Annotated in this window: 18 protein-coding genes and 1 pseudogene; 7 read left to right on the forward strand and 12 right to left on the reverse strand. The window is 73.1% G+C overall.

Going from position 1 to position 22,581, the window contains the following annotated elements; genetic code table 11:
• Positions 1-5: 5 nt before the first annotated feature.
• From OO68_RS48235 to OO68_RS04565, 8 genes are all read right to left on the reverse strand, one after another.
• Positions 6-140 (reverse strand): hypothetical protein, encoded by a 135-nt coding sequence (locus OO68_RS48235; RefSeq protein ID WP_280922461.1) that lies wholly within the window; start codon positions 138-140, stop codon positions 6-8.
• A gap of 397 nt (positions 141-537) precedes the next feature.
• A complete protein-coding gene (locus tag OO68_RS04535) occupies positions 538-1,536 on the reverse strand; it encodes an aminoglycoside phosphotransferase family protein (protein WP_033306919.1) in 999 nt (332 codons plus the stop codon).
• Between the two features lie 46 nt (positions 1,537-1,582).
• Positions 1,583-2,710, reverse strand: coding sequence for an aminopeptidase P family protein (locus tag OO68_RS04540; RefSeq protein WP_033306767.1), 1,128 nt, complete (start codon positions 2,708-2,710; stop codon positions 1,583-1,585).
• Between the two features lie 212 nt (positions 2,711-2,922).
• On the reverse strand, positions 2,923-3,483 hold the full coding sequence (locus tag OO68_RS04545) for a PDZ domain-containing protein (RefSeq protein WP_033306768.1): 561 nt from the start codon (positions 3,481-3,483) through the stop codon (positions 2,923-2,925).
• Positions 3,484-3,686: 203 nt separating this feature from the next.
• Positions 3,687-5,855, reverse strand: a complete 2,169-nt coding sequence (gene cyc2 / locus OO68_RS04550; protein WP_033306769.1) for a germacradienol/geosmin synthase Cyc2 — start codon at positions 5,853-5,855, stop codon at positions 3,687-3,689.
• A gap of 68 nt (positions 5,856-5,923) precedes the next feature.
• A complete protein-coding gene (locus tag OO68_RS04555) occupies positions 5,924-7,108 on the reverse strand; it encodes a damage-control phosphatase ARMT1 family protein (RefSeq protein WP_033306770.1) in 1,185 nt (394 codons plus the stop codon).
• 79 nt (positions 7,109-7,187) lie between these two features.
• Entirely contained in the window at positions 7,188-7,835 is a 648-nt protein-coding gene (locus OO68_RS04560) for a ScbR family autoregulator-binding transcription factor (protein WP_033306771.1), read from the reverse strand.
• A 289-nt stretch (positions 7,836-8,124) separates the two neighbouring features.
• Complete coding sequence (locus OO68_RS04565; RefSeq protein ID WP_033306772.1) at positions 8,125-9,924, reverse strand: S8 family peptidase; 1,800 nt, start codon at positions 9,922-9,924, stop codon at positions 8,125-8,127.
• Positions 9,925-10,294: 370 nt separating this feature from the next.
• On the opposite strand from OO68_RS04565, the gene OO68_RS04570 reads away from it, so the two are divergent.
• Entirely contained in the window at positions 10,295-11,224 is a 930-nt protein-coding gene (locus OO68_RS04570) for a lytic polysaccharide monooxygenase auxiliary activity family 9 protein (RefSeq protein ID WP_033306773.1), read from the forward strand.
• A 17-nt stretch (positions 11,225-11,241) separates the two neighbouring features.
• Here the strand turns inward: OO68_RS04570 and OO68_RS04575 are convergent, their stop codons facing one another.
• On the reverse strand, positions 11,242-11,883 hold the full coding sequence (locus tag OO68_RS04575; RefSeq protein WP_033306774.1) for a hypothetical protein: 642 nt from the start codon (positions 11,881-11,883) through the stop codon (positions 11,242-11,244).
• 523 nt (positions 11,884-12,406) lie between these two features.
• Between OO68_RS04575 and OO68_RS04580 the strand changes: the two genes are divergently transcribed.
• Positions 12,407-13,078, forward strand: a complete 672-nt coding sequence (locus OO68_RS04580; protein ID WP_033306775.1) for a DUF6230 family protein — start codon at positions 12,407-12,409, stop codon at positions 13,076-13,078.
• Positions 13,078-13,524 (forward strand): DUF6114 domain-containing protein, encoded by a 447-nt coding sequence (locus tag OO68_RS04585; protein ID WP_209442540.1) that lies wholly within the window; start codon positions 13,078-13,080, stop codon positions 13,522-13,524. The genes OO68_RS04580 and OO68_RS04585 overlap by 1 nt, the downstream gene beginning before the upstream one ends.
• 33 nt (positions 13,525-13,557) lie before the next feature.
• On the opposite strand, the gene tatA is transcribed toward OO68_RS04585, so the two are convergent.
• Positions 13,558-13,773, reverse strand: a complete 216-nt coding sequence (tatA, locus tag OO68_RS04590) for a Sec-independent protein translocase subunit TatA (protein WP_033306776.1) — start codon at positions 13,771-13,773, stop codon at positions 13,558-13,560.
• A gap of 77 nt (positions 13,774-13,850) precedes the next feature.
• Here tatA and OO68_RS04595 point away from each other — a divergent pair, with 77 nt between their 5' ends.
• A complete protein-coding gene (locus OO68_RS04595) occupies positions 13,851-15,404 on the forward strand; it encodes an LCP family protein (RefSeq protein WP_033306777.1) in 1,554 nt (517 codons plus the stop codon).
• On the opposite strand, the gene mgtA is transcribed toward OO68_RS04595, so the two are convergent.
• Entirely contained in the window at positions 15,395-17,905 is a 2,511-nt protein-coding gene (gene mgtA / locus OO68_RS04600; protein ID WP_033306778.1) for a magnesium-translocating P-type ATPase, read from the reverse strand. The two genes, OO68_RS04595 and mgtA, sit on opposite strands and share 10 nt — an antisense overlap.
• Positions 17,895-18,242, reverse strand: coding sequence for an ArsR/SmtB family transcription factor (locus tag OO68_RS04605; protein WP_033306779.1), 348 nt, complete (start codon positions 18,240-18,242; stop codon positions 17,895-17,897). Before OO68_RS04605 ends, mgtA begins: the two co-directional genes overlap by 11 nt.
• Positions 18,243-18,416: 174 nt before the next feature.
• Here OO68_RS04605 and OO68_RS04610 point away from each other — a divergent pair.
• The 3 genes and pseudogenes from OO68_RS04610 to OO68_RS04620 form a co-directional block, all read left to right on the forward strand.
• Positions 18,417-18,764: pseudogene (locus tag OO68_RS04610) on the forward strand (SAM-dependent methyltransferase); the annotation flags it as partial.
• Positions 18,765-18,968: 204 nt separating this feature from the next.
• Positions 18,969-19,973, forward strand: a complete 1,005-nt coding sequence (locus tag OO68_RS04615) for a sugar ABC transporter substrate-binding protein (protein ID WP_033306780.1) — start codon at positions 18,969-18,971, stop codon at positions 19,971-19,973.
• Between the two features lie 191 nt (positions 19,974-20,164).
• Positions 20,165-22,579, forward strand: coding sequence for a nitrate- and nitrite sensing domain-containing protein (locus tag OO68_RS04620; RefSeq protein WP_033306781.1), 2,415 nt, complete (start codon positions 20,165-20,167; stop codon positions 22,577-22,579).
• Positions 22,580-22,581 lie beyond the last annotated feature (2 nt).

A 22,581-nucleotide genomic window follows, 5' to 3' on the forward strand; every position in this document is an offset into this window, starting at 1 on the left:
CGGGGTCAGCCGAGTTTCGCGTCCTGCACCGCCAGGACGGGCGTGAGGAGCGCCGGCCTGGCGATGCGGGCGCCGCCCACCGCGGTGCAGACGGCGATGACGTCCCGTGGCGTACGACGGTGGTGCGGGCCGGGGCGCACCGCCCTCGGGCGTGACGAGGCCGCGGGAGGCGAGGGCCTCGTCGCCGGCCGCCGGGGTCTCCTCGGGCTCGAACGGGTAGTACCGCTCGCTCTTGCCGTGCGCCTGGACGGTGAAGCCGAGGGAGCAGCTCTGCGCGGCGTCGGCGGGCGAAGGCGGACTTCCCCCCGGCCGGGTCGAAGGGCCGCACGGAGTAGTCGGTGCCGAGGTCGGCCGCCGTGACCATGAGCGTGGAGAGGCGCTCCGCGGGGTTCTGCTGCCGTGCCGGTGACGCCGCGGCCCTGGGTGGGGCGGAGCAGCCGGTCAGGCAGCTGAGGGACGGCGGTCAGCAGGGACACGGCCGCGGCGGTGCGCTTCGTGGGCGGAGGACAGCCGTGCGGCCTCATACCGCTCGGCCCGCTACAGGGCGTCGTCCGTGTCCCCCAGGTCCGTCACCCGTTCCAGCAGGATCGGCTCCCAGGCGCGGCGCAGCCAGGTCCGCAGGAGGGTGGCGTCCTTGCCGGTGAGGTCTTCGGCGAGGCGGACGACGGTGTCGCAGCGGGCGAGCCACAGGCCGCGCAGGCAGGGGCGGGCGCCGTAGCCGGCGAGGGTGGCGGCGCGTACGGCGGCGGGCGATCCGACGGAGAGCGCGAGGCCCGCGATGTCCTCGGCCGGGTCGCCGACGACCGCGCCGGCCCAGCCGAGGACGCCGCGCACCCGGCCGTCGGCACTGACCACGAGGTGGCTGCCGGTGAGGGCGTGGTGGGTGAGGACGGCCGAGCCGGGCTGGGCGGCGAGCTGGGACGCGGCCGGCGGAGTGAGCTGGTTCAGGCGTGCGGCGTCGAACTCGTCGGCCGCGGCGAGGCGTTCGGCGGCGCGTACGGCGGACCGGCGCAGCGCCTCCAGGGAGCGGGGCGCGGCGCGCGGGAGACCGAGCGTCTCGGCCTGCCGGACCGGCACCTCGCGCAGGCCCGTCAGGAGCCCGGCCAGGTCGGCCTCGCCGACGGCCGACACGTCGTGCTCCTCCCCCGAGCCGCCGGGCACCTTGGTGTCCAGCGTGTAGCCGAGTCCGGGGGCCCACTCGCCCTGTGCGACGCTCACGGGCACCGCCGTGGGGAGGTGCGGACGGACGAGGTCGCGCAGTCGCAGTTCGCGCCGCTGGCGCAGGGTGGCCTCACGGTCGGGGGCGAGGCGCAGGACGTGGCGGGAGCCGACCCACCAGGTGACGGGTTCGGCGCCCTCGCCGGCGGGCCGGACGTCGGGGCCGGGGCCGCTCCCGCCCTGCCGGGCGTCCTTGTCGCCCCGGCCGGCTTCGGTGCCCCCGGTGTCCTTGGCGTCCTTGCCGTTCTTGGTGTCCTTGAGGAGGGACAGGACCAGCCGGCGGACGGTGTCCGCCGTGGGTGTGGGTGCCTGGGTCATGGTCGCGCCGTTGCCGTTCGGGAGGCGTGCTGGGGACATCGGGGCCTCACTCCACTATGACCAGCTCACGCGTGGTGGTGTTCAGGCGCCGCCCGCCGTCCTCGGTGACGGTCACGATGTCCTCGATGCGGACACCGAACCGGCCGGGCAGGTAGATGCCGGGTTCCACGGAGAAGCACATGCCGGGTACGAGGGGCCGCTCCTCGCCCTCGATCATGTAGGGCGGCTCATGGGTGGTGACGCCGATGCCGTGTCCGGTGCGGTGGATGAAGTACTCGCCGTAACCGGCGTCGGCGATGACCCGGCGGGCGGCCCGGTCCACGTCCTGGCAGGCCGCGCCGGGCCGCACCGCCCGGAAGCCGGCCTCCTGGGCCTCGCGCACGATGTCGTGGACGCGGCGTTCCTCGTCGGTGGGCTCGCCGACGTGGACCGTGCGGGAGGTGTCGGAGCCGTAGCCGGCAAGCAGGCCGCCGAAGTCGAGGACGATCATGTCACCGCGGGCGATCAGGCGGTCGCCCGCCTCGTGGTGCGGGTTGGCGCCGTTCGGGCCGGAGGCGACGATGGTGAAGTCGACCTGCTCGTGTCCGTGTCCGCGGAGCAGCCGGTCGAGGTCCGCGGCCACCTCGGACTCCCGGCGCCCGGCGAAGGGGACGTTCCGGATCTCCTCGAAGGTCGCGTCGGCGGCGGCACCGGCGGCGGCCATGAGGTCCAGCTCGGCCGCGTCCTTCACGGCGCGCAGCATCGGCAGGGCCTCGGTCAGCGAGGCGTAGGAGCTGCCGGGCAGAGCCTGCTGGAGGGCCAGCAGGTGCAGGGCCCAGGCGTTGTCGCTGATGCCGAACCGGCCGGAGGAGTCCAGGAGGGCGGCGGTGGCGGCGTAGGGGTCCTTGCCGTCGGTCCAGTCGCGCAGTCTCAGGGCTGCCGCGCCGGCCGCCCGGTGCGCGTCCGGGGCCTCCAGGGCGGGGACGGCGAGGACGGGGTCCTGCCCGGCGGTGAGGACCAGCAGGGTGAGCCGCTCGGTGACCGCCGGGGGCGTGTAGCCGGTGAGCCACACCAGGTCAGGGCCCGGGGCCACCAGCAGGCCGGCGAGACCGGCCTCGGCGGCCGCCCGCGCGGCGCGGTCCATGCGGGCCCGGTAGTCGTCGGCGGTGAAGGTGGCGGCCGTGCTTGCGGTCATCCGGGCCTCCCAGGACGGACGAAGGGGCTACGGGCAGCATCCTGCCCGGCCGGAGGGGGCGGCGCGAGCCGTCTGCGGGCATTGACTCGGGCAACCTGTCCGACGGCGCAGGGCTGCTCAGGCGCCCCCGCTCGTGCTCGGCACCGATTTTTCCATGAGGGATCGGGCGGGGGACGCTCCCGGGGTTCCGGGTCGTGCCCTGCGGGCGGGCGTCAGGCGGCGACGGCCGGTACGAGGATCAGCTGTTCGTAGCCGCCGCTGCGATGGCGCACCGTCAGCCTGACCTCGGCGCCCGGGCGGGTGCGGGCGACGGCCCGGACCAGATCGGCGGCCGTGTCGATCCGGGTCGTGCCGAAGGCGAGGAGGACGTCGCCGCGCACCAGCCCGGCGGCCTGGGCCGGACCGGGGACGTGCAGCCCCACGACCACGGCGCCCGGCTTCCGGGCGTCCATGACCTGCACCCCGAGGGTCGCGGCGGCGGGCACGGAGGGGGCGGTGGAGGGTGAGGGGCCGGGGAGCGAGGCCGAGTGCCACCCCCGCGGGTCGAAGCGCCCGCCTTTGCCGAGCACCGTGGCGCCCATCGCCCCGAGGCCGATCCCGGACAGCACCAGGACCGCGCCGGTGCATCCGGCGAGCAGCACGTTGAGGAGCCGCCTCCCCCGTCGCCTGGCGGCGTGCGGGCGGGGCCGTGACGGGCCGGGTCCCGTCGCCGGGGCGGGCCCGTCGGGCTCCTGCCCCGGCATCGGCTTGGGTCGCAGCGCGGTCTGTTCCATGGCTCGCCTCCGGATGGTGCCGATCGCCTCCGGCGGATCCCGGAACGATCACGGCAGGTGCTCTACCCGGCACATCGGCGGCCGACGAGCCACGAACGAGTGAGACTGACCGGGGCCGGGGCGGTCCCAGGGCCCGGACACGGGCACGGCTCGTACCGCACCGGCCGCCGGGTGCGGTACGAGCCGTGGAGCGGGCGGGGCGGTCAGCGCAGGGCGGCGACGGGCGAGGCCGGCGGCCGGTCGGGGAGGAAGCCGTGGGCACGGCGGGACAGCCACGCGTCCTTGTAGCGGTCCACCTCGCGATGCCAGTGGAGGATGCCGGACAGCCAGTTCCGCAGGTCCGCCACGTACGTCCCCATCGCCGCGCGCGCCTCTCCCGAGAGCCGGAAGTCGTCGTAGAGGACGGGCAGTTCGTGCTCGACGACGTGCTCGAACTGGCGCATGCGCTGGCTCATCAGGTCGTGCACGATGCCGAGCCCGGTCGGGTAGTCGCAGCCGAAGAAGGTCTGCACGACGAGGATCGCGTTGTGGATCTCGCCCTCGTACTCGATCTCCTTCTGGTACGAGAAGACGTCGTTGAGGAGGCACGCGAAGTCCATCGCGGCGTTCTCCAGGGAGCGGACCGGTCCGCTGCGGTAGACCTCGGGCGGGACGGCCGGGCCGTGTCCCATCCGGCACAGGCTCAGGGTCAGCTCGGAGCCGAAGGTCGCCCGGCGCATCTCCAGGTAGTCGACCGGGTCGGGCACGCGGTTGTGGAGCTGGTTGGACAGCTCCCACACCCAGCTCTCGGTCATGACGTCGACCGCGGCCCTGAACGTGCGCCGCGCGTCGGGCGTCATGTCCGCGGTGGTGCGCGCCCACAGGTCGGCCAGACCGCGCTCCATGGCGTTGGCCGGGGGCGGTGGCTCCGCGCCGTCGAGGGGCATGCAGGCGGACAGGCGGGCCGTGGTCAGCCGGGCGGCGGCGAGGTCGCGGCGGTGTCCGTGGACCAGTGGGTAGTAGTCGTCGCCGTAGGTGCCCCAGGCGAGCCACTGCGCGCTGAGGTCGAGGGCCTCGCGGGTGGCGTCCGGGTCGAGGCCGGCCGAGCAGAGCGCGAGGTCGTAGGCGCGGAGCTTGTCCTCGTCCCAGACGCCCTCGGCGAGGATGCCCATGCGCTCCACCCAGTCGCGCAGGCCCCGGCGGGCATGGTCCAGGTGCGGGCTGAGCTCCAGCGGGAACGGCATGCGGATGTCGGGGATCCGCGCCGGCCCGACCTTCTGGTACGGCACGTGCGTGTACGAGCGCAGCCGCCGCTCGGCACCGGCCGACGCGAGCAGGGCGCGGACGTCGGCGGCGGAGGTGCCGATGGCGGAGCATCCCGGCCACGGGCCGTCACCGCGCGGCGCGTTCTCGTTCATGTAGCGGCTGGAGCGCAGATGCCACTCGTGGCCACCGGACTGCCAGTCCTGCAGCCCCTTCGTGTAGGCGGCCACCGCGGCGAGTTCGTCCGGCCGCAGGCCCTTCTCCAGGGCCAGGGCGGGCACTTCGGTGAACGCCGTGTGCTCGAACTGGTGGAGGCGGGAGGTGAGGACGTCGTTGACGGTGTCGGCGGCCTCCTGGGTGGTGCAGCCGAAGAAGGTCTCCAGGACGAGCACGCCGTTGCTGTTCTCTCCCTCGTCCTCGACCTCGCGCTGGTAGGAGAACAGGTCGTTGCGCAGGTGCACGGCGTCGGAGAACGTCTCCATCAGCACCCTCAGCGGCCTGGACCCGGCCACGGCGGCGGGGACTTCGGCGGTCGCGTACTCCACGAGCCCCGCCGACCAGGGGGCGCCGCCGACCTTGCGGCGCATCTCGATGTACTCGACGGGGTTGGCGATCCGCCCCTCGTTGATGTTGGACAGCTCCCACATCGACTCGTTGAGGAGGTGCTCGGTGGCCACGGCGAAGCGGCGGCGCCAGTCCTCCGACATCTTCGGCACCGTGCGGGCCCACAGGTCGGCGAGGCCCGCCTCGACCGGGTTCTGCGGTTCCGGCACGGGAGCGAACAGGTCCAGCGGCATGAACAGCGGCAGCCGGTCCAGGTGGGCCTTGCCGGCGGTGCGGTCCTGGCTGCGCTTGTACATCTCCAGGAAGTGGTCGTCGAAGAAGAAGACCCACACGTACCAGTCGGTGATGAGGGAGAGGGCGGGGCCGTCGCAGTCGGGGTGGGTGTAGGCGCAGAGCAGGCCGTAGTCGTGCGCGTCGAGGTCGGCCTGCTCCCAGACGCCGGATCCCTCCAGCATGCCCATCTCGCGCGCCCACTCCGTCGAATGCGCCCTGGCCTCGTCGACGTGCGGGTTCAGCCGCGCGGGATGCGGCAGGTAGAAGTGCGGGAGTTCGAACGGCTGCGTCATGGCCGGGCCCTACCCGGTGCCCCGCGACGGCATCCGCCGAGTCGCACATGATCACACCATCGCGTGAATCAGGGGGCATCCCGTACCTGGATCAGCGCGTGCGTGCCACTGGTGCGCCAGCGCTGCTCCTCCGCCGCGACCAGGGCGGCCTCGGTGTGCGCGTCGAGGCCGGTGATCACATCGGACTTCAGGGTGCGCAGGGCGGCGACCGGGCAGGGGAAGCAGGTGGCCACGTCGGCGAAGGGCGTGGTCGGGTCCCAGAGCCGGTCGCCCACCAGACGGCGGTAGTTGAGGTCGCCCTTGACGATGGTGAGGGTGGCCGCGGCGAAGTCGGCGCGCAGGTCCCCGGGCATCTCCGCGTACGGCAGCGGGGCGCTGGAGAAGGGGTGGGCGCGCAGAGTGAGCCGCCCTTCGCCCAGGGCGGACCACAGGTCTCGGCCGTACGCGGCGGCCGCTCCCCCGGCCCCGGTCAGCCGGCGCAGGGCGTCGACCACGTCGGCGGTGGTGGCGTCGGAGACGTAGTAGGGGTACGGCTTGACGTGCAGGACCGCCTGTCCGATGCGGCCGCTCCGCAGGAGGTGGGCGACGAGGAGGAGATCGGGGACGAGTTCACGGCCCGCGTTGTCGGCGACCAGGTACAGCGTGCCCCCGTCGGCCTTGTCCAGCAGCGACCAGAGCCGTTCGCTGTCGTCGGCGACCAGCCCGGGCGCGGCGTCCGTGGCCCGCGCGCCCTCGGCGGAGAGGCGGAAGCCGAGGTCGGCGCGGTTGCCCCACAGGGAGCCGTGCAGCAAGACCTGGGCCTGTTCGGCGGCGGGGCGGCCGGCGAGGTCGTCGAGTGCGGCGAGTTCCTCGTCGGTCTCGGGGGAGTCGAGTTCGGCGAGTTTGAAGGGGCGGAACGGGTCGACGCCCTGCCACGCTCCGGGGCCGAAGTAGCCGACGGCCTGGAGCAGTCGGCGGTAGAACCAGCTCTCGGACCAGAGCCACGGCACGTCGAACCAGGAGCGGCCGGTGTACTCGCCGAGCCCCCAGGTCTCCCAGTGGTCCCGGTCGTGCGCGTCGGTGGGGAGGGGCTCGATCTCGCCCCCGGTGCAGTTGGCGAGCAGATCGTCGAGGGCGCGGTGCTGCGGGGGTTCGTAGGGGAAGGCCTCGCGGACCTGCCGGATGATGGCGGGGTGCCGCTCGGCCAGCACGCTGTGGGGGAAGGAGCCCGGCTGGTTGCCGAGGAGCAGGGGTGCGGAGGGGGTGTCGGGCATGGGCCACACGGTAACGCGCGGGTACGCCGCGGTGCCGTGCTCGCCCGCCGCGCGGTTCCGGCCGCCGGGCCGGCCACGGTCACACAGGGGCGATCTCGCGCTCCAGACGGGCCGCCAGGCTCAGATAACGGGCCCGGCGGGTCACCGGGACGAGGCCGCGGATGAGTATGTTCCACATCTCGGCCGTGCGGCGGGGCTGGCGCGCGACCGGCTCGCGGGAGCGGCCCACGACCCGGGTGCCGACGAAGAAGCAGACCAACGAGTGGGCCACGACGTCGACATCGACGTCCGGGTGGACGTCGGACTCCTTGACCGCGCCGACGAGCCGGGCCGTGACGATGTCCAGCCACTCGGTGAAGGGGTGGCTCAGGGGCGGCTTGGGCCGGATCCCTCCCGTGGCGAGCCGCAGCCCGGCCCGCAGCACCGGGTCCTCGACGGACATGCGGGTGATGCCGAACGTGAGGCGCATCAGCGCCTCCAGGGAGGTGTGGCCGCGGGTGTCCGTCTCCGTCGCCAGCCGGCGGGCGGTGTGCGACTGGAGTTCGAGGATCGCGTGGGCGAGATCCTCCTTCGCCGCGAAATGGAAGTACAGGGCGCCCTTGGTGACGTGGGCGTGCTCCACGATGTCGCTGAGACTGGTCGATTCGTAGCCGCGACGGTCGAACAGGTCAGCGGCGGCCGTGATGATCGTCGAGCGGGTCTGCTCGGCTCGCAACTGCCTCGCCATCGGCTGAACTCTCCCGGGACGGAAATGAACGGGTCATGCCGTTTGTTTTTACCCCCCGTACACGATAACTCACCCTGAGACGGCACCCATCACACCAGTATGCCGGTGTGCGGGTGCACATCCGGCATAACAAGCGCAACCGGTGAAAGAAAACAGCGCGTTCGGTATCTAACTGTGGGGGATCCGGGGCCAGACGTAAAGGCGGGCCGGCCGGTGCCCCATCCGCACCGGCCGGCCCGCCCGTTCGCGGCCTGCCTCGTTCAGCGTTCCCGAAGGAGGTTCACAGGGATCAGAAGGTCAGCTTCCAGCCGTTGAGGGTGCCCGTGTCCTGGGCGGCGGTGTCCTGGACGCGCAGCTTCCAGGTGCCGTTGGCCACCTCACTGGAGGCGTTCACCGTGTAGGTGGTGTTCACGTTGTCCGCGGAGTCCGACGCGGCGGCCTTCAGGCGGTACGCCGAACCGTCCGGAGCGACCAGGTCGATGACGAGGTCACCGCGGTAGGTGTGGGTGATGTCGACGCCGACCTGAAGGGCCGAGGGGGCGTTGCCGGTGCGGCCGGTGACGCTGATCGGGGACTCGATCGCGGCGCCGTTGTCCGGAATGGCGACGGCGGTGGTGCTGGCGAACGTCGTGCCGGTGGACGTACCGCCCTTGACGGCCTGGACCGTCTTGGCGGCGTCCGCGAGGCCCGCGCCGCAGCCGCCGGAGCAGGTGCCCGGCAGGGCACGGGCGTTGGCCTTGATGGCCGACTCGATCTGCGCCGGGGTGAGGGCGGAGTTGGCCGACTTCATCAGGGCGGCGAGGCCCGCGACGTGCGGGGTGGCCATGCTGGTGCCCTGGTAGTAGGTGTAGTTCTCGCTCGACGGCGTCTTGGTGCCGGAGTTCAGCGTGGAGAGGATGCCGTTGGCGGTCGTGGTGCGGGTCTCGCCGCCGGGGGCGGAGATGTCCACGACGGTGCCGTAGTTGGAGTACGAGGCACGGCTGCCGGCGCGGTTGGTCGCGGCGACGGTGATGACGTTGTTGCAGTTCGCCGGGGACGAGGACGAGGCGTTGGTGTTCTCGTTGCCGGCCGCGACGACGACCGAGGTGCCGCGGTTCACGGCGCCGTTGATGGCGCTCTGGGTCGCGCTGGAGCAGGCGCCGCCCCCACCGAGGCTCATGTTGATGACCTTGGCGACGTTGGTGTTGGCGGGCACGCCCGAGACGGTGCCGCCGGACGCCCAGGTGATGGCGTCGATGATGTCGGAGTCGTAGCCGCCGCACTTGCCGAGCACGCGGACCGGGGAGATCTTCGCGCCGTAGGCGATACCGGCGACACCCTTGCCGTTGTTGGTGGCGGCGGCGATGGTGCCGGCCACGTGGGTGCCGTGCCAGGAGGACGTGGAGGCCGGGATGCCCGCGCCGCACTCGTTGGCGTTGTACCAGTCGCCCGGGTCGGCCGGGTTGCTGTCACGGCCGTTGCCGTCGACGGAGACGGCGGTGTCGGAGATGAAGTCGTAGCCGCCGACGATGTTCGCGGCCAGGTCCGAGTGGGCGACGTAGCCGGTGTCGATGACGGCGACGGTCACGCCGCTGCCGGTGGTGGTGTCCCAGGCGGCGGGGACGTTCATGCCCGCGGTGGACTCGAACAGGTCCCACTGCTTGCTGTACTCGGTGTCGTTCGGGGTGACGGCCGTCGGCTTGTTCAGGCGGTCCGGGACGACGTAGGCGACCTGCGGGTCGGCCTGGTACGCGGCGACGACGTCGGAGACGGACGCCCGGGTGGGGTCGGAGCCCAGCTCGACGAGGGCGGCGCCGGTGCCGAGGCGACGCTGGAAGTCGACGTCCTCGCCGGTCTTGTCCGCCTTGGACGCGGCGTCGGCGGCCGCCGCCTTGTTGGACTTGGCCTCGCTCGCGCCGGACTTGTAGCCGACGATGAGGCGCTCGGCCTGGACGCCCGGGGCGGCCTCGGTCTGCGCGGCGGGAACGGCGGCCGGGCGGGGAGCCGGCTCCTGGGCGACGGCGACCGAGGCGGGGGCGGCGGTCAGCAGGGCGGTGGAGACGACGGCGACGGATATCAGCTTCCGTCTGAGCTCTGGGGAGATACGCACGGTCGTTGCCTTTCGTGGCCGGACTCCGGGCTGGGCGGAGCGGCGGTGGAGTCGCTTCGTCCTCGAAGCGGAGGGGGGTCGTTCGAAAAGCGAAGAGCGACGCGATGGCCGGCCAGGCGTGTGGGGAGCGGACCGTTCGGGGTTACCTGTGGGTCAGCTGTGGTCGAACGATAGGCAAAGGAAAGGTCAGCGGGATACGGGGGAAACCCTCGATCCAGCTGCCGCCCCACCCTCGATGGCGGGCCTACGGCGGGCAGTTGGGCGCCCAATGGCCCCTTTTGCAGCAGGTCGTGGCGCGATGAACACGTCGGGCCGATTTCCCGTACTGCACTACCGAACGTCGCCGCCCGGGCCGAGGAGAAGCAGACGGATGCCTCGTACGACCGCACACCGCACCGCACTCGCCGCGGCTCTGGTGACCCCGCTGCTGGTGCCGCTCGGGACGGCGGGGCCCGCCCGCGCGCACGGGGCGCCGTCGGACCCGGTGAGCCGGGTGGTGGCCTGTTCGCCGGAGGGCGGTGACCGGGCGGGCACGGCGGCGTGCCGTGCGGCCGTCGCCGCGAACGGCGCGCCTTTCACGGCATGGGACAACCTGCGGGTGGCGAACGTGAACGGCCGGGACCGCGCTGTGATCCCGGACGGGAAGCTGTGCAGCGGGGGCCTGCCCGCCTACCGGGGTCTGGACCTCGCCCGCGCCGACTGGCCGTCGACCCGGACGGCGCCCGGCGCGAGGCTGACGATGCGGTACGTCTCGACGATCCCGCACGCCGGCACGTTCCGGATGTACCTGACGAAGCCCGGCTACGACCCGGCCGGGCCGCTGTCCTGGTCCGACCTGCCCCCAAAGCCGTTCGCCGAGGTGACGGACCCGGCCCTGCGGGACGGCGCGTACCGCTTCGAGGTGACTCTGCCGTCCGGCCGGACCGGGCGGCATGTGCTGTACACGGTCTGGCAGAACAGCAGCACGCCGGACACCTACTACTCGTGCTCCGACGTGGTGTTCCCGGAGAAGGAGCCTCCGCGGGAGGAGGCCAGCCCGGAACGCAAGGCGCAGGAGCCGGAGAAGAAGGAGCCGGAGAAGAAGGAGGCAGGACAGAAGAGGCAGCCGGAGCAGGAGGAGCCGGTGGCGAGCCCCGTCGTGGACTCCCCCGGCCCGCAGCCCCAGGGCGACCACACTCCGCTGGCCACCACGTCCGGCCCGTCCTCCGGCCCGTCCGCGCCCGTGCTGGCGGGCGGCGCCGCGGCGGTGCTGCTGCTCACCGGCGGCGCCGCCCTGGCCGTACGGCTACGGCGACGCTGAACTACCGCTGTGTACGCCTAGTTGACGACGACGGCGACGCCGCCCTTGGTCACCGGGGCGTACTTGGCGGTGAAGAAGGCGTTGCTGAAGCACAGCGACGAGCCGGACACCTTGGTGAACTGCTGGTTGGTGAAGGAGATGCTGTTGTCGGCGTTGCTCGCCGTGCCGGTCAGGCCGGGGGCCTGGTAGACGCAGGTGATGGTGCCGAGCAGGGTGCGCAGCTTGACCGTGGACTGGACGGCGGAGCCCGCGGCCGGGGTCACGGAGACGGTGCCGTCGGAGGACACGCTGGTGGTGTAGGGCAGGTTGTCGACGGTGATGCCGCTGACGCCGAGCACCCCGACGACGTTGGCGGTACAGCCGCTGGTGTCGAAGCTGTGCGAGGTCAGGGACTCGGTGGCGGTGCCGGGGGCGGCGGGGTTGTCGGTGACGGCGGCGGAGAACGCCGACTTGGTGCAGGAGATGCCGCTGGTGCCGGTCGCGCTGGAGTAGAAGGTGGCGGCGGTGCCGCTCGCCAGGGAGGCGTCGAGGACGTCGCCGACCGCGACGGCCGCTCCGTCGGCGGTGGTCAGGACGGGGGTGTCGGCCGCGGAGGCGGGGGCGGCGAGGCCCAGGGCGGCGACGGCGGCGGTGAGCGTGAGGAGGGTGCGCGTACGCATGAGGTGTACCTCTTTCCATAGCCGGGCGGGTGGGGGTGGGGGGTGCGCCGGGCGTCCGCCGTTGCCGGCCCGTCACGCCTTCTCCGTACATGACGGGCCGGCAACGGCAGGGCGGGCACCCGCCGGGGGGTTGCACGGGGAGGGAACTCCCGCCGGGCCGGGCGGGGGGGGGGGACACGCGGACGTGCCGCGTGGCGGATCCGGCGCCACGGATCCGGTGGGACGAGGAGAGTTGTAGACCTGCCTCTCCGTCAACGTCAAGGGTTTGCAGGGCAGTTGTGCATGCGGTGAGCGTTCCGGGAAACCGGCGACTCACCCGCGGCGCACAATCACCACTCTTTGTTCACACTTCCCTTGACCCTTCATGTAACCCCCGGTAACTTCCTCGACGGCTACTGCGGCGTAACGAGAAAGCCCTTGCAACCGCCGGGAGTTGCGGGAGCCGTGCGTACGCGGTCGGTGTCCGCGCCAGGGCAACGTGCCACCGAAGTCCGATCCGCACCGACATGCACCTGGAGCAGACATGACCTCCTCCGCCGAGCACACCCCCGAAAGACCGGACGGCGCCGCCCCTCCGGACGTCAGCGACGCTCCCGCGCGACGCGGGCGGGTCCGGGCACGCAGGGCCGCCGTGATGGCGGTGCCGGCCACCCTGGCCGCCGCGGGCCTCGCGGTCCTCACCGCCGAAGGCGCCTTGGGTGTGCAGTTCGCCATCTCCGGCATGCCCTTCACGGTCACCGCGACCGAACTGGACGGCACCGGCTTCGCACAGTTCGGCGGCCTGGACGAGATGGCCGAGGGCAGCCCCAACGCGGGTGAGACCGGCGGCCAGGTGCTGGTCGTCACGTCCGTGATCAAGAACGCGACGCTCACCAAGCTCTGCCAGAGCGTCGACCTGGGCGGCACGAACCTGGTCATCAGGGCGGGTGAGGGCTCGCAGAAGGTGCGCGCCAGCGATCTGACGACCGACTCGACCGAGCTGTCCGGCGACGCGGCCTTCACCAACATCGAGATCGGCAACGACGCCAGCACCCTGAACAAGGCGGGCCCGAAGGGCCGCGGGCCGATCGGCGTCTTCAGCCAGCAGTCCGACACGGTGCACATCGCCAACCTGCGGCAGACCAACTACGCGACGACGGCCGGCGTGTTCAAGCTGCCGGGCCTGAAGCTGGGCTTCAGCGGATCGGGTTGCTGATGACGCGCGGCCCGCGTGAGGGAGTCCGGCCCGCCTTCAGGCAGTGGCGGGCCGGCCGCCCGTTCTGGGGCGGGCTGCTGCTCGCCCTGGGCGGGGCGGAGGTCCTGCTCACCCTGAAGGCGTCGCTGGACGTCATCCTGCACGTCGGCATGCAGGGCGTGGCCGGCTATCTGCTCCCGGTGGTGATGCTGCTGTGCGGCGTGCTGATCCTCTTCAACCCCACCCAGCGCCTGTTCTACTCGGTCATCGGCGTCCTGGTCTCCCTGGCCACCTGGATGACCTCCAACCTGGGCGGCTTCTTCGTCGGCCTGCTCCTGGGCGTGACCGGCAGCTGCCTCGCCTTCGGCTGGCTCCCGGACCAGGAGCCCCGCGTCAGCCGCAGACAGCGCCGGAAGCAGGCCCGGGCGGCCAAGACCCTGCCCCCGACGCCGGCGCGGCAGGTCTGAGGGCATGGCCGTGCCCGGTCCGGGCGACAGGCCCTAACCGGCGTCGGCGGGCGCGGTGGGCCGGGTCTGCTCGCCGGGTGCCGCGTCCGAACCGCCCTCCTCCTTCAGCGCCTTGGCCTCGCTCTTGAGGATCCGCATCGAGCGGCCCAGCGATCGCGCCGTGTCCGGCAGCTTCTTCGAGCCGAACAGGACGATCACGACGATCGCCACGATCAGCAGATGCCAGGGCTCCAGTCCGTTGCGCAGCACGTCATGCCCTCCCTCTCGTCGACAGTTGCTACATTGCGCAACTGTACAACCCCCGGGCGAGAGGCAAGCAGACGCCGATGACGGTCACCAGCAATCGGAGGACGGACCCGCCGCGGCACCGGAGCGGGGGCGCCGCCCACGGCAACCGGGGCGCGCCACGCGACCGCAGGCGCCGGCGCGGCCGCCGCCGCGGCCGGGGCATACGCTCTGCCCTCCTGGTCACCCTGGCCCTGCTCGTGCTCGCCGCGGGCGGCGCCGGCTGGCTGTACCTCAAGCTGGACGGCGACATCAGCACGTTCGACTCCGGCGGCCTGTCCGACCACCGCCCCGACGCCGGCTCGTCGAAGGGCGAGAACGTCCTGGTCATCGGGTCCGACACCCGCACCGGCGGCAACAACGCGCTGGGCGGCGGCGACAAGGACGACGTCGGCCGCTCGGACACCGCCTTCCTGCTGCACGTCTACGCCGACCACCGGCACGCGATCGCCGTCTCCATCCCCCGCGACACGCTGGTCACCATCCCGCCCTGCCAACTCCCCGACGGCACGTGGACCAAGGCACGGCCGGACACGATGTTCAACGCGGCCTACTCGGTCGGCCAGACGCCGAAGGGCAACCCGGCCTGCACCCAGAACACCGTCGAGCAGCTCACCGGGCTGCGCGTCGACCACACCGTCGTCGTCGACTTCAAGGGGTTCGCGGACCTGACGGACGTGGTGGGCGGGGTGAAGGTGTGCCTGCCGCAGGACGTCTACGAGAACGACCTCGATCCGCATCTCACCGCCCCGGGCAAGCTGCTCTTCCACAAGGGCGAGCAGACCGTGTCGGGGCAGAGGGCGCTGGACTACGTCCGGATCCGGCACGGCATCGGGGACGGCTCCGACATCGGCCGGATCAAGCGCCAGCAGGCGTTCGTGGCGAGCCTGCTGAAGGAGGTCAAGAGCAAGGGCCTCACCCCCACGAGGCTGTTGCCGCTGGCCGACGCCGCGACGAAATCGCTCACCGTCGACCCCGGCCTCGGCTCCGCCGACAAGCTGATCTCCTTCGTGATGACCCTGAAGGACATCGACCTGCACAACACCAAGTTCGTCACCCTGCCCTGGCGTTACGAGGGGTCGCGGGTGGCGATCGTCCAGCCGGACGCGGACGCCCTGTGGGCCGCGCTCCGGTCCGACCGCACGATCGACGGCGAGAACGCCGGCGGCAAGAAGACCGGAAATGCCGGTTCCGGTGCCGCCGCCTCCCCCACGCCGGTCTCCGGTGCGGGCATCGACGTCGCCGTCTACAACGGCACCGCCGTCCCCGGCCTGGCCGCCCGCGCCGCCGCCGAACTCACCGGCGACGGCTTCACCGTCACGGGCACGGCGACGGCGGCCGGCCAGGACCACACCACCACGCTGGTCGAGTACGGGCCGGGCCTGGAGGACCGGGCCAGGACCGTCGCGCGGGCGTTCCCCGGGGCCGAGCTGCGGCCGGTGACGGGCAGCGGGATCAGCGTCGTCCTCGGGCAGACGTACGCGGACAGCCCGGCGCCGGGCGCATCCGCCTCCCCGGCCGCCGTGCCGTCCGAGGTGGCCGACGGGGCCCGCTCCGCGGACGACAACCCCTGCTCGAACCTCACCTACGGCTGACGGCGCCGGTGCCGGGCCCGTATCGCCGCCAGGGCCAGCGCGTACAGGCCGAGGACGACGGCCGGCAGCAGGTAGTACGCGGCGGGCAGGGCCGTCATGCCGAGGGCCGATCCGAGGGGGCTCGGCGGGAGCAGCACGCCGACGGCGGCGAGACCGGCCGCCGCGAGGCCGACCGGGCCCGTCGCACGGCCCGGTCCGCCGCGCCGGCCGGTGCGCAGGAGCAGCATGACCACGGCCTGGGTGAGCAGGTTCTCGGTGAACCAGGCGGAGTGGAACACGGCCTCGTCGTCCACGGCGGCGTCCGGGCCGTGCAGCGCCAGCGCGAGGACGGCGAAGGTGGCGAGGTCGGCCAGCGCGTTGAGCATCCCGAAACCGACCGCGAAGCGGAGGAAGGAGCGCGGTCTCAGCACCGCCGGGCGGCGCAGGCCGGCCGCGCCGGGACGGTCGTGGGCGAAGGCCAGCTGGGCGGCGTCGAAGCACAGGTTCTGCGCGAGCACCTGGGCGGGGAGCATCGGCAGGAAGGGCAGGAGCAGCCCGGCGGCGAGCATGGCGACGACGTTGCCGAGGTTCGAGGAGAGCGTGACGCGCAGGTACGAGGCGATGTTGCCGCTCGCGTGCCGGCCGGCCGTGACCGCGTGGCCGATCGCCGTGAGGTCCTTGTCGGCGAGCACGACGTCGGCGCTCTCCCGGGCCACGCCTACGGCGGAGCGGGGCGCGATGCCGACGTCGGCCGCGCGCAGCGCGGCCACGTCGTTCACGCCGTCTCCGAGGAAGCCGACGGTGTGCCCGGCCGCCCGCAGGGCGCCGACGAGGCGGGCCTTGTCCTGCGGGGTGCAGCGGGCGACGGCGGTCGCCCCGCCGGGCCCGTCGAGGAGTTGTGCCGCGGTCCGTACGTCCCCGGGGTCCAGGCCCAGGTCCCGGCAGGCCCGCGCCGCCGTGGCGGGGTGGTCACCGGTGAGGACCTTGACGGTGACGCCGCGTCCGGCCAGTTCGCGCAGGGCCTCGGCGGCGGTGGGGGCGAGGGCGTCCCGGAAGGTCACCAGGCCCTGGAAGGCCAGGCCCTGGGGGTCGGCGGTACGGGCATGGACCGTGCGGGCGCCGGCGGGGCGGTCGGCCGTGGCGACGGCCAGGACCCTGAGCCCGGCGTCCGCCTGCCGGGCGGCGAGGGCGAGCAGCCGGTCGCGCTCGCCGGGCGCGGTGGCGCAGCGCTCCAGGACGGCTTCCGCCGCGCCGGTGACGACGACGGCGTGCCGCCCGAGGTCGCCCCGGACCACCGCCGCCGCCCACCGCCGCTCGGGGTCGAACGGCACGGCGTCGACCCCGTCGTACTCCTCGCCCACCGGCCCGGCCGCCTCCAGCAGGGCCTCGTCGAGGGCGTCGGGTGCGGGCAGTTCGGCTAGCTGGAGGGTCCACCAGGCGCCCACGGCGGCCCAGCGCAGTACCTCCGGGTCGTCCCGGCCGGCCGCGTCGAGGGCCCGTTCGACGACGGGGCGGTCCTGGGTGAGGGTGCCGGTCTTGTCGACGCACAGCACGTCGACCGCGCCCAGGTCGTGCAGGGCCGGCAGCCGTTTGACGATGACGGCGTGCGTGCGGGCGAGGAGGGCGGCGCCGCGGGCCAGGCAGGTCGTGACGATCACCGGCAGCATCTCGGGTGTCAGCCCGACGGCGACCGCGACGGCGAACGGCAGGGTCTCCAGGCCGCGGTCGCGCAGGGTCGCGTTCGCCATCAGCACGAGCGGCGGCGTCAGCAGCATGAACCGGATCAGCACCCAGGAGATGCCGTGCACGGACCGGTCGAAGGCCCCGCCCTCCCGCGGTGCGGCCGGGGTCCGGTGGGCGGCGGCGAACCGTGTCGCGGCCCCGGTGGCGACCACGACGGCGGTGGCGCCGCCGGCGGCGACCGTGCTGCCCTGGAAGCACAGCTGGGGTTCGTCGGGATCGTCCTCGTCGACGGCTCGCTTCGCCACCGGCGCGGACTCCCCCGTGAGCGCCCCCTGGTGCACCGCGAGTCCGCGGGCCCGGAGCAGTCGTACGTCCGCCGGGACCAGGTCACCCGGGCCGAGCCGGAGCACGTCGCCGGGGACCAGCTCACCGACGGGCACCTCCCGGGGTTCCGGCGGCTCCTCGGGTCCGGGGCAGCGCAGCACCGTGGCGGTCCCGGCGACCAGTTCGCGCAGGGCCGTCAGGGACCGGTCGGCCCCGTGCTCCCCGCTCGCCCGCAGCGCACAGCTGACCACCACCAGGGCGATGATCACCACGGCGGTGCCCCACGAGGCGACGGCGGCGGAGACCAGGCCGAGGCAGAGCAGTACGGCGGTGAAGGGGTCGCGCAGGGCGCGTACGCAGCGGCGGGGCCAGGACGGGGTACGGCGGTCCGGCAGGGTGTTCTCGCCGACGGCGGCCAGCCGCGACGCGGCCTGGGTCTCGGTCAGCCCCCGGGGGCCCGACTCCAGCCGCCGCAGCACCTCCAGGGTGGTGCCTGAAGCGGTCTCAGAGGCCACGGAGGCGGCGGCGCGCCGGTGCCGCGCGGTCCGAGAGCCGGTCCACCAGGAGGTGTACGACCTCGACGATGTCGGGGTCGTCGACGTAGTACACCTGCCGGCGGCCCTCGCGGCGGGAGCGCACGAGTCCGGCCAGCTTCAGCTTGGTCAGGTGCTGGCTGACCGCGGGCAGCGCGCCGCCGACCCGCTCGGCGAGGCCGGTCACGTCGCTCTCGCCGCGGGCCAGCGCCCAGACGATGTGCAGCCGGGCGGGCGAGGCCAGCAGACCGAAGGCCGCGGCCGCCTGGGCGAGCACGTCCGGGGAGGGGTCCTCGAAACCACCGCCGGCTGCCGCCACCCTCACCGCCCCTTCCGTCGCCTCCGTCGCCCTGCGCGCCGCCCCAGTCTAGGCGGGCCCCCAAGGCCACCGGAGCAAGCGGTTCCTTCCCTCGCGGGGCCGACAGTGGTGGAATCGCGTGCGGCGGCCAACTACCGTGGTGCACAGATCAGTTGAGCATCGGGAGGTCTGCACGCGGTCGTGCACCTCATGCTCGACGAGCACGACGCCGTCGGCACCGTCCGCCGGCTCCTCGAACCGCTGCCCTCCGGCAGCTGTCTGGCGATGCCTGTCGGCACCGCCGACTTCGCCCCGGACGAGGTCGGCCGCGTCGCCCGGGAGTACGCGGCCCGGGGCATGCCGATGCGGCTGCGCACCCACGCGGAGGCGGCGGAGTTCTTCGCGGGGCTCGACCTGGCGGAACCCGGCGTCGTCCAGGTCCACACGTGGCGTCCGAACCGCACGGACGGTATGGAAAGCGGAGGTGAGAGCATCCGCGACGAGGACATCGCGATGCACGGGGCGGTGGCGCGCAAGCCGTAACCGGAATCCCGTCGTTCGACCGGTCGGACAGATCATCACGATGCGGCAGCATCACCTCACGGCATGTGGCCGCTCACTTGACGACCGGTGGTCACACACGGTTGGCTCCGGGCCAGCGAGAGTCATCAGGCCGGTGCACACCCAGCGGCCCGGCACGCACTCTCACCCTGCTCTTGCTCGGCCGCACAGCGAGGTCCGCGTCTCATGAACACTCCTCCCCCGCCGCACACTTCCGTGAGACGCACTCGTGTCGCCGCCCTGGCGTCCGTCCTGTGTCTGCTGGTGTCCGGCTGCTCCCTCCTCGGCGCGGCCGACGACGGAACGGACGCGGCGGACGGAGCCGGCGGCGGGATGAAGGTCACCCTGGTGACGCACGGCGGCAAAGGCGACGCCTTCTGGGACCTGGTCCGCAGGGGCGCCGAGGCGGCGGCTGCCAAGGACGGCATCGACCTGACGTACGTCAGTGACGCCGACCCGGCCGCGCAGGCCGATCTGATGCGGGACGCCGTGCGCGCCAAGGCCGACGGCATCGCGGTGACCCTCGCCAAGCCGGCGGCGATGCGCGGCCCGGTCGCCCAGGCCAAGGCGGCCGGCATACCCGTCGTCGGGCTCAACTCCGGCATCGACGCCTGGCGGCCGACCGGGCTCCTGGAGTACTTCGGCCAGGACGAGTCCGTCGCGGGCAGGGCCGTCGGCGACAAGCTGGACGCCTTCAAGGCCCGGCACGCCCTGTGCGTGGTGCACGAGCGGGGCAACGTCGCGCTGGAGGCCCGCTGCGCCGGTGTGCGCAAGACCTTCCAGGGCGACACCGACAACCTGTACGTGGACGGCAGCGACATGAACGCGGTGACCGCCACGATCGCCTCCCGGCTGCGACAGGATTCCAGCATCGACGAGGTCGTGACCCTGGGCGCCCAGTACGGGCTGAGCGCCGTCAAGGCGGTGCGGCAGTCCGGCAGCCGGGCGAAGGTCGCCACCTTCGACCTCGACAAGGAGCTCGTCAAGGCGGTCCGGGACGGCGAGGTGCAGTTCGCCGTGGACCAGCAGCCCTACCTGCAGGGCTACCTCGCAGTGGACGCCCTGTGGCTGTACCGGACCAACGGCAACGTCAGCGGCGGCGGGACAGCCCCGGTGCTCACCGGCCCCGCGTTCGTGACCAGGTCGAACGTGTCCGCCGTGGCACGGTTCGCGGCCGCCGGGACCCGGTGACCGGACACATCCTGTGACGGTGTCGCCAAAGATTCGGTCAGGCCCGGCCCGCACGCCCACTTGTACGGATAACATCCTGCGCATCCCATGTGCCGTGCCCGGGACGGCACCACCCCCGCGCCCGTCCCCCACACCCCCCGACCGCTCCGCCTCCCCGTTCCTCACCCCCCGCTGATCGCCCTAGGACGACGATGTCTCGACGGACAGGTGCCCGGCGCCGCCTCGGTTCCATACGCCTCTCCCTGGTGCTCCTGGCCCTCGTGCCCAGCGTCACCCTCGCCGCCATGTGGGGCGTGACGACGATCCAGATGTTCTCGGAGGGTCTCAGGCTGCGCGACCAGACGGAGCTCAGCCGCTCGACCGGCGCCATGGGCACCGACGCGACGCTCGCGCTGCAACGGGAGCGCAGTCTGTCGGCCGCCTGGCTGGCCTCGCCCAAGGGCTCCCGGGCCGCCCTCGACGCGCAGCGCGCGGAGACCGACAAGGCGGTCGCCAAGCTGGTCGGGCAGGCTGACGCGATCGAGAAGGCACCCTCGCGCATATCCGACCGGCTGTACTCGGTGCTGGGCTCGGTGGGCAGCCTGGAGTACTACCGGGACCAGGTGGACGACCCGACCGACATCACCGCGCAGCAGGCGCTGGACCAGTACTCCTCGATCATCGACGACCAGATCCACGCCTTCCAGGAGCTGTCCCAGGTCGACGACGGCGACCTCACCTCGCAGGCGGGCCCGCTGGTCGGTCTCGAGCACGCCGCGGAGCTGGTCTCCCGGGAGGACGCGCAGCTGACCCTGGCCTGGCCCACCGGGCATCTGGACGACCAGACGTGGACGCAGTTCACGGAGCTGGTGAACACCCGGCGCTGGCTGGTCAAGGACCAGGTCGTGCCGCAGCTGACGGGCAGCGCCAAGGCGCAGACCGAGCAGATCCTGGCGAGCCGGGACTGGCAGACGCTGCAGTCCGTCGAGGACCAGGTGCTGGCGGCGCGCAACGCGGGCGCCGCCCCGGACCGGATCGCCCTGCCGGACGCGCAGAAGCGGTGGTCCGCCGCCATGGACACGCTGTCCGAGCAGTACGCGGGCCTCATCCAGCAGCAGACGACGGGGCTGCTCCAGCGCAGTGCCGACAAGGCGGACGCCCTGCTGCTCAAGGCGGCGCTGCTGAGCGCGGGCGGGCTGCTCGCGCTGCTGGTGTGCGTCGGCATGTCCTGGCGGATCACGCGTTCGCTGTCCCGGCGGCTGCGCGGCCTGCGCCGGGCCGCCGTCAGCCTGGCGCAGGAGCGGCTGCCCGACGTGGTGGCGCGGCTGGAGCGGGGCGAGACGGTCGATCCGGAGTCGGCGACGACCGAGCTGGACTACGGCCACGACGAACTCGGCCAGGTGGCCCGGGCGTTCAACACCGCCCAGCGCACGGCCGTGCACACCGCGGTCGAACTCGCCGACACCCGGCGCGGCTTCCAGAAGATCATCCTGGGCATCGCGCGGCAGAGCCAGAACCTGGTCAACCTCCAGCTGAGCAAGCTCGACACGCTGGAGCGCGAGCACACCGACCCCGACATCCTCAAGGGCCTGTACGAACTGGACTCCACGGCCAGCCAGTTGCGCCGCTACGAGGAGAACCTCGTCATCGTCAGCGGTGAGCGGCCCGGCCGGAGCTGGAGCGAGCCGGTCGCGCTGATGGACATCCTGCGCAGCGCGGTCGGGGAGGTCGCCGAGTACCAGCGGGTGGAGGTACTCACCGAGGAGGAGGTGTACGTCGCGCCGCCCGCGGTGGCCGACGTCATCCATCTGCTGGCCGAGCTCATCGACAACGCGACCGCGTACTCCCCCGCCCCGAGCCCCGTCACGGTGCGGGCCGGGATGGTGGCCAAGGGCCTGGCCGTGGAGGTCGAGGACCGCGGCCTCGGCATGTCGGAGGAGGACTACGCGTCCTTCAACGAACAGCTGGCGGTGCCGCCGCAGTTCGACGTGGTGGCGCTCGCCGACGACCTGCGCCTCGGCATGTTCGTGATCGGCCGGCTGGCCCACCGGCACGGCATCGCCGTCACCCTGCGCTCGTCGCCGTACGGCGGGACCACGGCGATCGTGCTGGTGCCGCACGAGATCGTGGTGCGGGAGGCTCCCGGCGTCGCCGTGAAGGGCGGCGACGCCCCGGAGGACGAGAAGGCGGCCGTGAACGGACGGGATGCGGCGGACACCGAGCGGAGTGAGGCACCCCGGCCGGCCGAGGCGTCCCGCGGGACGGAGCCCGCCGCCGGACCCACTCCGGAGCCCCGGCCCCTCGTCGCGGCCCGCACCGCCTCCGCCACCGCATCGGCCCCCCGCGAGGTCGTCCCCCGGCGGGACGGTCTCGCCCCGCTCCCCCGCAGAGTGCCGCAGACCAGCCTGGTGGAGGAGCTGCGCGAGGAGTCCGCGCCCGCCGGTGACGACGGCTCCCTCGACGACTTCACCGCCGAGGCCGCCGCCTCCTCCCTGGCCGGTTTCCAGCGCGGCACGCTCCGGGCCCGTGACGACGACGCCGAGCCGCCCCACGAAGAGGAGGCGGCCGCGGTACCCCGGCAGGCCGCCGCCGGCCCCGTCCCCTCGACTCCGCCCGCCGACCGCTGACG

It is taken from the genome of Streptomyces iakyrus, assembly GCF_000717055.1.
Classification (GTDB): Bacteria; Actinomycetota; Actinomycetes; order Streptomycetales; family Streptomycetaceae; genus Streptomyces; species Streptomyces iakyrus.

Coding starts and splice junctions, on each gene's coding strand:
- OO68_RS04535 (WP_033306919.1), bottom strand. CDS start 1,536: ATGACCCAGGCACCCACACCCACGGCGGACACCGTCCGCCGGCTGGTC.
- OO68_RS04540 (WP_033306767.1), bottom strand. CDS start 2,710: ATGACCGCAAGCACGGCCGCCACCTTCACCGCCGACGACTACCGGGCC.
- OO68_RS04545 (WP_033306768.1), bottom strand. CDS start 3,483: ATGGAACAGACCGCGCTGCGACCCAAGCCGATGCCGGGGCAGGAGCCC.
- cyc2 (WP_033306769.1), bottom strand. CDS start 5,855: ATGACGCAGCCGTTCGAACTCCCGCACTTCTACCTGCCGCATCCCGCG.
- OO68_RS04555 (WP_033306770.1), bottom strand. CDS start 7,108: ATGCCCGACACCCCCTCCGCACCCCTGCTCCTCGGCAACCAGCCGGGC.
- OO68_RS04560 (WP_033306771.1), bottom strand. CDS start 7,835: ATGGCGAGGCAGTTGCGAGCCGAGCAGACCCGCTCGACGATCATCACG.
- OO68_RS04570 (WP_033306773.1), top strand. CDS start 10,295: ATGCCTCGTACGACCGCACACCGCACCGCACTCGCCGCGGCTCTGGTG.
- OO68_RS04575 (WP_033306774.1), bottom strand. CDS start 11,883: ATGCGTACGCGCACCCTCCTCACGCTCACCGCCGCCGTCGCCGCCCTG.
- OO68_RS04580 (WP_033306775.1), top strand. CDS start 12,407: ATGACCTCCTCCGCCGAGCACACCCCCGAAAGACCGGACGGCGCCGCC.
- OO68_RS04585 (WP_209442540.1), top strand. CDS start 13,078: ATGACGCGCGGCCCGCGTGAGGGAGTCCGGCCCGCCTTCAGGCAGTGG.
- OO68_RS04595 (WP_033306777.1), top strand. CDS start 13,851: ATGACGGTCACCAGCAATCGGAGGACGGACCCGCCGCGGCACCGGAGC.
- OO68_RS04615 (WP_033306780.1), top strand. CDS start 18,969: ATGAACACTCCTCCCCCGCCGCACACTTCCGTGAGACGCACTCGTGTC.
- OO68_RS04620 (WP_033306781.1), top strand. CDS start 20,165: ATGTCTCGACGGACAGGTGCCCGGCGCCGCCTCGGTTCCATACGCCTC.